The sequence below is a fragment of the Kitasatospora sp. NPDC058406 genome, from assembly GCF_042722765.1.
In the GTDB taxonomy this organism is placed as follows: domain Bacteria; phylum Actinomycetota; class Actinomycetes; order Streptomycetales; family Streptomycetaceae; genus Kitasatospora.
Genome location: NZ_JBHXKE010000280.1, coordinates 1 through 10,886, shown reverse-complemented (window position 1 = coordinate 10,886; position 10,886 = coordinate 1). Strand labels below are relative to the sequence as shown.

Annotated in this window: 2 protein-coding genes; both read left to right on the top strand. The window is 75.3% G+C overall.

All coding sequences use genetic code 11. From position 1 onward, the window contains the following. Positions 1 to 454 precede the first annotated feature (454 nt). Positions 455 to 8,965 carry an SDR family NAD(P)-dependent oxidoreductase gene (locus tag ACFWOG_RS35390; protein WP_380363404.1) on the top strand — a complete coding sequence of 2,837 codons (8,511 nt, stop codon included), beginning with the start codon at positions 455 to 457 and terminating at the stop codon, positions 8,963 to 8,965. Continuing rightward, positions 8,965 to 10,886, top strand: a 1,922-nt coding sequence (locus ACFWOG_RS35385; protein ID WP_380363402.1) for a type I polyketide synthase, incomplete at its 3' end; no start/stop codon positions are given. The genes ACFWOG_RS35390 and ACFWOG_RS35385, both read left to right, overlap by 1 nt.

The following is a 10,886-nucleotide window of genomic DNA, read 5'->3' as shown; positions in this document are numbered from 1 at the left end:
GGCTCCCTCCCGGCCCGGACCGCCCACCCGCCCCGCCGAGCGCAGGCTCGGCGGGGCGGCGTCGTTCCCGGCCACCCGGCCACCCGGACACCCGCAGCCCCGCGGCCCGCCTCCGCCGCCGTCGCCCGGTGCCCCCCGCCGTCCCCCGGCGCCCGCCTCCGCCCGCCCGCCGCCCGCGTGGCCGCTGCGAATAGGGACCGTATAGGGGGTCGGATAGGGGCGGCCCGAGGCCCCCGCCGGACGAGACTGTGACGGGCGGGAATTCGCGTACGGCCTCCCAGGACCGGCCGCGCGGAAATTCACCGCCCCCTTTTCCGAGAAGTAATCCGGCTTTCGTCAGCCCGCCCGTTCCGCCCGGCGGAAAACGGAAATCCCCGCACCATTCCCGGCCCCGTCCGGCCGGAACACACCGGGGTACCCGCACCCGACCGACCCGACGTAAGGAAGTGACGGCATGTTGCGCACCGAGCTGATCCGGCCGCTGCCCGAACTGCTGGCCGAGCACGCCCGCGACAGCTCGGACAAGACCGCGTTCCGCGACGCGGTCCGAGGCGTGACCTACGCCGAGCTCCACGACCGCACCGGCCGGATCGCCGGACACCTCGCCGACCTGCGCCTCCAACCGGGCGACCGGGCGGCGATCCTGCTCGGCAACAGCGTCGAGGTCGTGGAGAGCTACTTCGGCGTGCTCCGGGCCGGTGCCATCGCCGTCCCGCTCAACCCGCACGCCACCGAGACCGAGCTCGCCCACCTCCTCGACGACAGCGGCGCCCGCGTGGTGATCACCGACGCGGCCCGGGCCGGCGCCCTGGAGGCCCTCGCGCGCGGCCGGGCCGACCTGCGGGTGATCGTGACCGGCGACGGCCCCGTCCCGGCCGGCGCCCTCTCCTTCGAGACCCTCGCCACCACCGCGCCCGCCACCCCCGCGCGCGACGACCTCGGGTTGGACGACCCCGCCTGGATGCTCTACACCTCCGGCACCACCGGCCGCCCCAAGGGCGTCCTCTCCACCCAGCGCAACTGCCTCTGGTCGGTCGCCGCCTGCTACGTGCCCGTGCCCGGCCTCAGCGCCGAGGACCGGGTGGTGTGGCCGCTGCCGCTCTTCCACAGCCTCTCCCACATCGCGTGCGTGCTGAGCGTCACCGCGGTCGGCGCCACCGCCCGCATCCTCGACGGGTTCGCCGCGCAGGACGTCCTGGAGGCCGTGCGCGAGGAGTCCGCGACCTTCCTGGCGGGCGTGCCCACCATGTACCAGCAACTGGTGCGCGCCGCCCGCGAGGACGGCTTCTCCGCGCCGGCCCTGCGGATGTGCCTGGTCGGCGGCGCCATGACGACCGCCGCGCTGCGCCGCTCCTTCGAGGAGGCGTTCGGCGCGCCGCTCATCGACGCCTACGGGTCCACCGAGACCTGCGGCTCGATCACCGTCAACTGGCCCACCGGCGCCCGGGTCGAGGGCTCCTGCGGCCTGCCCGTGCCCGGCCTCGGCGTGCGGCTCGTCGACGTCGAGACCGGCCTCGACGCCGCCGACGGCGAGGAGGGCGAGGTCTGGGTGCGCGGCCCGAGCGTCATGCTCGGCTACCACAACCAGCCCGAGGCCACCGAGCAGGCGCTGCGCGGCGGTTGGTACCACACCGGGGACCTCGCCCGGCGCGACGAATCCGGCTACTTCACCATCACCGGCCGGATCAAGGAACTCATCATCCGCGGCGGGGAGAACATCCACCCGGCCGAGGTCGAGGAGGTGCTGCGCGGCGTCGCCGGTGTCGCGGACGTCGCCGTCGTCGGCAAGCCCCACGAGGTACTGGGCGAGGTCCCGGTGGCCTTCCTGGTGCCCGGTCCCGGCGGCCTCGACCCGGAGGCCCTGCTGGCCGCCTGCCGGGAACGGCTCTCGTACTTCAAGGTCCCCGAGGAGCTGTACGAGACCGACCGCATCCCGCGGACCGCCTCCGGCAAGATCACCCGTCACGTCCTGCTCGACGCGCCCGCCCGGCTCCGGGCCGCCGGCGGCAGCCACTACGAGCACCTGTTCCGCGTCGACTGGCTGCCGCTCTCCTCCGTCCCCGGTGCCCGCCCGGCCACCAGCACCTGGGCCGTGCTCGGCACGGACGGCTTCGGCCTGGGTGACGCCCTCGGCGCCGGCGCCGCGCACCGCGACCCCGCCTCGCTGGCCGCCGCCGACCCGCTCCCCGACGTCGCCCTGCTCGGCTGCGGCGCGGGCCTGCGCAAGCCCGGTCCGCTCGCCGCCGACGTCGAGGACGCCGTGCGGCGGCTCGACCGGCAGCTCGAAGCCTGGCTCGCCGAGGAGCGGCTGTCCGACACCCGGCTCGTCGTCGTCACCCGCGGCGCCGTCGCCGACGGCGCCACCGACCTCGTCCAGGCCCCGCTCTGGGGCGTGGTCCGCGCCGCCCAGGCCGAGCACCCCGGCCGGTTCGTCCTCGTCGACCTCGACGCCGAGGAGACCGCCGCCGCCGCGCTGGCCGACGCCGTCGCCTCCGGCGAGCCGCAACTCGTCATCCGCTCCGGAGTCCCGCTGAGGCCGCGCGCCGCCCGGGTGTCGGCCGCGCTCGCCCACGGCGAGCCCCCGGCCCGCTTCGACCCGCGCCGCGCCGTGCTGGTCACCGGTGCCGACGGGGCGACCGCCGCCGCCGTCGCCCGCCACCTCGTCTCCGGGCGGGGCGTGCGCCGCGTCCTGCTGACCAGCACCCACGGCCCCGACGACCGGGCCGCCGCCGAACTCGCCGCCCGGCTCACCGAATCGGGCGCCGACGTCACCCTCACCGCCGTCGACCCCGCCGACCGCGACGCCCTCGCCGCCTACGTCGCGGCCCCCGGCGTCCGCTTCAACGCCGTCGTCCACACCCCCGGCGCCGCGTTCCCCGGGCTCGCGGCCACCCTCGCCGCGGCGATCAACCTGCACGACCTGACCGCCGCCGCGGACCTCTCCGCCTTCGTGGTGTACACGCCCGCCGCCGGCCTGCTCGGCGCGCCCGGCGCCGACGGGGAGGCCGCCGCGGCGGCGTTCCTCGACGCGCTCGTCCGCCACCGGGTCCAGCGCGGCCTGCCCGGCCTCGCCCTCGGCACCGGTCCCGCCGACGGCGACGGGCGGACCGTGCCGCCGGGCCTCGGCCGGCTCACCGCCCAGGAGAGCGCGGCGGCGTTCGACGCCGCCCACCTGGCCGACCACACCTCGCTCCTGCTGCTCCGGCTCGACGCGGAGGGGCTGGACGCCCTCGCCCCGCCGGACGTTCCGGCCCTGCTGCGCGACCTCATCGACGCCCCGGCCGGTCCGCGCACCCCCGACAGCGCGACCGCCGCCGCACTGCGCCGCCGCCTGTCCGGCCGGTCCACCGCCGACCGGCAGCGGGACCTGCTCGACCTCGTTCTCGCGGAGACCGCCCAGCTCGCCTCCGACCGCCCGGACGCGATCCGGCCCGACGGCCCGTTCAAGGACCTCGGTTTCACCTCCGCCACCGCCGTCGACCTGCGCGGGCGTCTCACCGCGGCCACCGGCCTGCGGCTCCCCGCCACCCTCGCCTTCGACCACCCCACCCCGACCGCCGTCGCGGCCTTCCTCCTCACCGTGCTGACCGGCAAGCCCGCCGCCGCCCGGCCCGTCCCCGTGCCGCGCACCGCGCCGCCGGCCGACGACCCCGTCGTCATCGTCGGGGCGGCCTGCCGGCTGCCCGGCGGCGTCGGCTCCCCGGCCGACCTGTGGCGGCTGGTCAGCGAGGGCACCGACGCGATCACCCCGTTCCCCCGTGACCGGGGGTGGGACCTCGACGCCCTCTACGACCCGGACCCGACCGTCCCCGGCACCTCCTACGCGCGCCACGGCGGCTTCCTGCACGACGCCGGCGAGTTCGACGCCGCCTTCTTCGGGATCTCGCCGCGTGAGGCGCTGGCGACGGATCCGCAGCAGCGGTTGCTGCTGGAGACGTCCTGGGAGTTGCTGGAGCGGGCGGGCATCGACCCGACGTCGCTGAAGGGGCAGCCGGTCGGCGTGTACGCCGGTCTGATGTACCACGACTACGCGACCGACCTCGCCGAGGTCCCCGACGGGCTGGAGGGCTACCTCGGCACGGGCAACGCCGGTTCGGTGGCGTCGGGCCGCATCTCCTACACCCTCGGGCTGGAGGGTCCGTCGGTGACGGTGGACACCGCCTGCTCGTCCTCGCTGGTGGCGCTGCACCTGGCGGCGCAGGCGCTGCGTGACGGGGAGTGCACGCTGGCGCTGGCCGGCGGTGTCGCCGTCATGGCCCGGCCCACCTCCTTCGTCGAGTTCTCCCGCCAGCGTGCGCTGTCGGCCGACGGCCGGGCCAGGGCCTACGCGGACGCGGCCGACGGCACCGCCTGGGCCGAGGGCGTGGGCCTGGTGCTGCTGGAGCGGCTGTCGGACGCGCGGCGGCTGGGTCACGAGGTGCTGGCCGTGGTCCGGGGCTCGGCCGTCAACCAGGACGGTGCGTCGAACGGTCTGACGGCGCCGAACGGTCCCTCGCAGGAGCGGGTGATCCTCGCGGCGCTCGCCGACGCCCGGCTGGGCGTGGCGGACGTGGACGCGGTGGAGGGTCACGGGACGGGGACGTCGCTGGGTGATCCGATCGAGGCGCAGGCGGTGCTGGCCACGTACGGGCAGGGTCGTCCGGCGGAGCAGCCGGTGTGGCTGGGTTCGTTGAAGTCGAACATCGGGCATGCGCAGGCGGCGGCGGGTGTCGCGGGTGTGATCAAGATGGTGGAGGCGTTGCGGCACGGTGTGCTGCCGAAGAGTCTGCACATCGACGCGCCGAGTTCGAAGGTGGACTGGGAGTCGGGTGCGGTCGCGCTGTTGACGGAGGAGCGGGAGTGGCCGGAGGTGGACCGGCCGCGCCGGGCCGCCGTGTCGTCCTTCGGCGTGAGCGGGACCAACGCCCACGTCATTCTCGAACAGGCCCCCGTCCAGGAGGCCCCCGCCGAGTTCGACGCCGGGTCCGTCACACCGGTGCCCTGGCTGCTCTCCGCCCGGACCACCGAGGCGCTGAGCGAACAGGCCGGGCGGCTCGCGGAGTTCGCGGATTCCCGGACCGCCGCCGAGGCGCCGGCCGTCGCCCGCACGCTCGCCTCCTCCCGTGCCGCGCTGGAGCGGCGGGCCGTCGTGGTCGCCGCCGATCAGGCGCAGGCGCTGACCGGACTGCGGGCGCTGTCCTCCGGCGAGGCTGTGCCCGGGTTGGTGGCGGGCCGTGCGGAGGTGGCGGGCCGGTCGGTGTTCGTGTTCCCGGGTCAGGGTTCGCAGTGGGTGGGGATGGGTCGGCGGTTGCTGGCGGAGTCTCCGGTGTTCGCGCGGGCTCTGGCGGAGGTGGAGGGTGCGCTGAAGCCGTATGTGGACTGGTCGTTGGTGGATGTGGTGAATCAGGTGCCGGGTGCAGCCTCGCTGGAGCGGGTGGACGTGGTGCAGCCGGTGTCGTTCGCCGTGATGGTGGGTCTGGCGCGGGTGTGGGGTTCGTTGGGTGTGGTGCCGGACGCGGTGGTGGGGCATTCGCAGGGTGAGATCGCGGCGGCGCATGTCGCGGGGATCCTGTCGCTGGAGGACGCCGCTGCCGTGGTGGCGCTGCGTTCGCAGGCGATCGCGCGGGGTCTGGCGGGTCGTGGCGGCATGGTGTCCGTCGCGCTGCCGGCCGCCGAGGTGGTGGGCGGTCTGCCGGCCGGTGTGGAGGTGGCGGCGGTGAACGGGCCGTCGTCGGTGGTGGTGGCCGGTGACCCGGGCGCGTTGGACACGCTGGTGGCGGGCTTCGAGGAGCAGGGTGTGCGGGTGCGGCGCGTCCCGGTGGACTACGCCTCCCACACGTCCCACGTCGAGTCGATCGAGGAGGAACTCGCCGAGCTCCTGGCCGGGGTGAAGCCGCAGGCGGCGAGGGTGCCGTTCCTGTCGACGGTGGAGGGCCGGTGGCTGGAGGGTCCTGAGCTGGACGGCGGGTACTGGTACCGCAATCTGCGGCAGACCGTGCGCTTCGCCGAGGCGGTGGACACGCTCGCCGCCGAGGGGTTCCGGGCGTTCGTGGAGGTGAGTGCGCACCCGGTGCTGGCGCACAGTCTGGTGGAGGCGCTGGAGGAGGCGGTCCAGGCTCCGACGGTGGTCACGGGGACGTTGCGGCGTGAGGACGGTGCGTGGGACCGGGTCCTGCTCTCGGCCGCCGAGCTGTACGTCCGCGGGGTCGGGGTGGACTGGTCGGCGGCGTTCGCCGACGCCGGCACCCTGCGGCCCTCCGACCTCCCCACCTACCCCTTCCAGCACGAACGTTACTGGCTGGAGACGCGTCCCACCGCCGACGTGGGCGCCGCCGGGCTGGCACCCGTCGGGCACCCGCTGCTGGGTGCGGCCGTGTCGCTGCCGGAGGGCGGGTCGGTGCTCACCGGCCGGCTGGAGCAGCGGGACCACTCGTGGCTCGCGGACCACGCCGTCGCCGGGACCGTCCTCGCCCCGGGGGCAGCGTTGCTGGAGCTGGTCTCGCGGGCCGGTGACGAGGCGGGCGCCCCCGCCGTCGACGAGCTGGTGATCGAGGCTCCGCTCGTCGTCCCCGAGCGCGGTGCCCTGCACCTGCACGTGCGGGTCGACGCGCCGGAGGACGACGCGCCCGATGCCCGGCGGCCGTTCGCCCTGTACTCGCGGCCCGAGGGCGGCGAGGGGGCCTGGACGCGGCACGCCAGCGGCTTCCTCGGCGGGGAGGCCGGGCCGGGCGCCGCGGCCCCCGGCCCGTGGCTTCCGGCGGGTGCGGAGCCGGTCGCGCTGGACGGCTTCTACGAGCGGCTGGCCGAGCGGGGCTTCGTCTACGGCCCGGCGTTCCAGGCGCTGCGGGCCGCCTGGCGGCACGACGGCGAGGTGCACGCCGAGGTGGCGCTGCCCGCCGGCCTGGCCGCCGCCGGCTACGGGATCCACCCCGTGCTGCTGGACGCCGCGCTCCAGGCCACCAACTTCCTGGCCGTCGCCGAGCCGGAGCCCGGGCACGTCCTGCTGCCGTTCGCCTGGAACGACGTGGCCCTGTTCGCGTCGGGGGCCACCGCCCTGCGGGTGCACGCCCGGCAGACGGGTCCGTACGCGTTCTCGCTCGTCCTCACCGACCCGGCCGGACTGCCGGTGGCCTCGATCGGGTCGCTGTCGCTGCGGCAGGTGCCGGTCGACCGGCTCACCGCCCTCGGGGCGGCCGGGGCCGAGCACCTCTACAGCGTCGCCTGGGCGCCCCTCGCCCCGGTCGCGGAGGCCGGGACGGCCGTCCCGGCGGTGCTGGACCTCACCGGCGAGCCGGCGGTCGGGCCCGAGGGCGCCCGCGCGCTGCTCGGCCGGGTCGCGACCTTCCTGCACGACGGGCTCGCGGATCCTGCCCGGGCCGGCGAGACGCTGGTCGTCGCGACCGGGCTGCCCGACGCGGACCCGGCGGTCAACGCGGTGTGGGGGCTGGTCCGTTCCGTCCAGCACGAGCAGCCCGGCCGCGTCCTCCTCCTCGGTGGCGAGGGAGCGGCGTTCCCCGCCTCGGCGGTGGAGCCGTCGGTCCTGGGGGGCCTGCTGGCGTCGGGTGAGTCGCAGGTGGTGTGGCGTGACGGTGACGCGGTGGTGCCGCGCCTGGTGCGTGCGGCCGTGTCCGGGTCCGTCGGGGTGTTGGATCCGGCGGGGACGGTGTTGGTGACGGGTGGGACGGGGACGTTGGGCGGGTTGGTGGCTCGGCGTCTGGTGGAGTCGCACGGGGTGCGTCATCTGTTGTTGGTGAGTCGGCGTGGTGGTGCGGCGCCGGGTGCGGGGGAGTTGGTGGCGGGTCTGTCGGCGTTGGGGGCGTCGGTGGAGGTGGTGGCCGCGGATGTGTCGGAGCGGTCGGTGGTGGAGGGGTTGGTGCGGGGTGTGCCGGGGGGTCGTCCGTTGACGGCGGTGGTGCATACGGCGGGTGCGTTGGCGGACGGGGTGTTCGAGGCGCAGTCGGTGGAGCGGGTGGGGGAGGTGTTCGGTCCGAAGGCGGATGCGGCGTGGTATCTGCACGAGGCGACGCGGGGGTTGGGTCTGGCGGCGTTCGTGTTGTTCTCGTCGGGTGCGGGGGTGTTCGGGAGTGCGGGTCAGAGTGTGTACGGGTCGGCGAACGCGTTCCTGGACGGGTTGGCGCGTTCGCGGCGGGCGGAGGGTTTGCCGGGGGTGTCGTTGGCGTGGGGGTTGTGGGCCGAGGCGAGTGGTCTGACGGGTCATCTGGGGGAGGAGGGCCGGGCGCGGTTGAAGCGTGGTGGTCTGTCGGCGATGGCGTCGGGTGAGGCGTTGGCGTTGTTCGACGCGGCGTTGGGTTCGTCGGAGGCGGTGTTGGTGCCGACGCGGTTGGACTGGGGGGTGTTGCGGTCGCAGGCGGCGAGCGGTGAGTTGAACCCGTTGCTGCGCGGGCTGGTCCGCACTCCCCGCCGCACCGCCACCACCACCGCGGCCACGCCGACCGGGGACGGCCGTGAGGCCCTGCTCCGGAGGCTCACCGCGGTGAGCGAGGCGGAACAGCTCCGCCTGCTCCTGGACGTGGTCCGCGCCGGCGCGGCGAAGGTCCTCGGCCAGAGCATCGACGAGACCGTGCGGGCCACCCAGACCTTCAAGGAGGTCGGCTTCGACTCGCTGACCTCGCTGCGGATCCGGACCGGCCTGACGGAGGCCACCGGTGTCCGGCTCCCGGCGACGCTGGTGTTCGACCACCCGACGCCGACCGCCGTCGCGGAACACCTGCGGGACCGGCTCGGCCTGGCGGGGGCCGCGGTCGTGCCGCCCGTCCTGCTCGAACTCGACCGGCTCGAAGCGGCGTTGGCGGCCACGTCCGGGACGCCCGACGGTCTGCGGGCCCAGGTCACCGCCCGTCTGGAGGCCCTCACCGCCCGCTGGGCGGAGGCGGGCGAGGAGCCGGACGCCGAGGGCGTCGACCTGGACGCCGCCTCCGACGACGAGCTCTTCGACCTGATCGACAACGAACTCGGCCTTTCCTGATGACGGATACGAGGAAGAACCCCATGTCGAACGACGACAAGCTGCGCGACTACCTCAAGCGCGTCACGGCCGACCTCCAGCAGACCCGGCGCCGCCTGCGCGACGCCGAGGCCCGGCGCACCGAGCCGATCGCCATCGTCGGGATGGCCTGCCGGCTGCCCGGCGGCGTGGCCTCCCCGGCCGACCTGTGGCGGCTGGTCCACGACGGCACCGACGCCATGGCCCCGTTCCCCCGCGACCGGGGGTGGGACGTGGACTCCCTCCACGACCCGGACCCGGACGCGGCCGGGAAGACCTACGCGGAGGAGGGCGGCTTCCTCACCGACCCGGGCGGCTTCGACGCCGCACTCTTCGGGATCTCGCCGCGTGAGGCGCTGGCGACGGATCCGCAGCAGCGGTTGCTGCTGGAGACGTCCTGGGAGCTGCTGGAGCGGGCGGGCATCGACCCGACCTCGCTCGGTGGGCAGCCGGTCGGCGTCTACGCCGGCCTGATGTACCACGACTACGCGCACCACGTGCTCAACCTCCCGGAGGGGCTGGAGGGTTACTTCGGCATCGGCAACTCGGGTTCGGTGGCGTCGGGCCGCATCTCCTACGCCCTCGGGCTGGAGGGTCCGTCGGTGACGGTGGACACGGCCTGCTCGTCGTCGCTGGTGGCGCTGCACCTGGCGGCGCAGGCGCTGCGTGACGGGGAGTGCACGCTGGCGCTGGCCGGCGGTGTCGCCGTCATGGCCACGCCGGAGGTGTTCGTCGACTTCGCGACGCAGCGCGGCCTGGCCCGCGACAGTCGCTGCAAGGCGTACGCCGACGCCGCAGACGGCACGGGCCTCGCCGAAGGCGCCGCGGTCCTCCTGCTGGAGCGGCTGTCGGACGCGCGGCGGCTGGGTCACGAGGTGCTGGCCGTGGTCCGGGGCTCGGCCGTCAACCAGGACGGTGCGTCGAACGGCCTGACCGCGCCCAACGGCCCCTCGCAGGAGCGGGTGATCCGGGCCGCGCTCGCCGACGCCCGGCTGACCGCCGCGGACGTGGACGCGGTGGAGGGTCACGGGACGGGGACGTCGCTGGGTGATCCGATCGAGGCGCAGGCGGTGCTGGCCACGTACGGGCAGGGTCGTCCGGCGGAGCAGCCGGTGTGGCTGGGTTCGTTGAAGTCGAACATCGGGCATGCGCAGGCGGCGGCGGGTGTCGCGGGTGTGATCAAGATGGTGGAGGCTTTGCGGCACGGTGTGCTGCCGAAGAGTCTGCACATCGACGCGCCGAGTTCGAAGGTGGACTGGGAGTCGGGTGCGGTCGCGCTGTTGACGGAGGAGCGGGAGTGGCCGGAGGTGGACCGGCCGCGCCGGGCCGCCGTGTCGTCCTTCGGCGTGAGCGGCACCAACGCCCACGTCATCCTCGAACAGGCCCCTGCCGAGGACGCGCCGCAGTCCTCCGACGAGCCGTCGGAGCAGCAGCCCGACGAGCAGTCCGCCGTCTCCCCGTCGGCCGGCCGTGCCTCGAACGACGTACTGCCGGGTGCCGCCCTGCCGTTGGTCCTGTCGGCCGCCACCGAGCCCGGGTTGCACGCCCAGGCCGACGGCTGGGGCCGGTTCCTCGCCGAACGGCCCGACGCAGACCTGGCGCGGACCGCCCGGACCCTCCTCACCGCGCGTGCCGCGCTGGAGCAGCGGGCGGTGGTGGTGGCCGCCGACCGGGAGGCCGTCCTGACGGCGCTGGGCGCGGCAGCGCGCGCGGAGGAGGCGACGGGTGTCGTCTCCGGCCGTGCGGAGGTGGCGGGCCGGTCGGTGTTCGTGTTCCCGGGTCAGGGTTCGCAGTGGGTGGGGATGGGCCGGCGTCTGTCGGCCGAGTCCCCGGTGTTCGCGCGGGCTCTGGCGGAGGTGGAGGGTGCGCTGAAGCCGTATGTGGACTGGTCGTTGGTGGATGT

Excerpts from the sequence above, each read along its gene's own strand:
- ACFWOG_RS35390 (WP_380363404.1), top strand. The coding sequence starts at position 455 with ATGTTGCGCACCGAGCTGATCCGGCCGCTGCCCGAACTGCTGGCCGAG.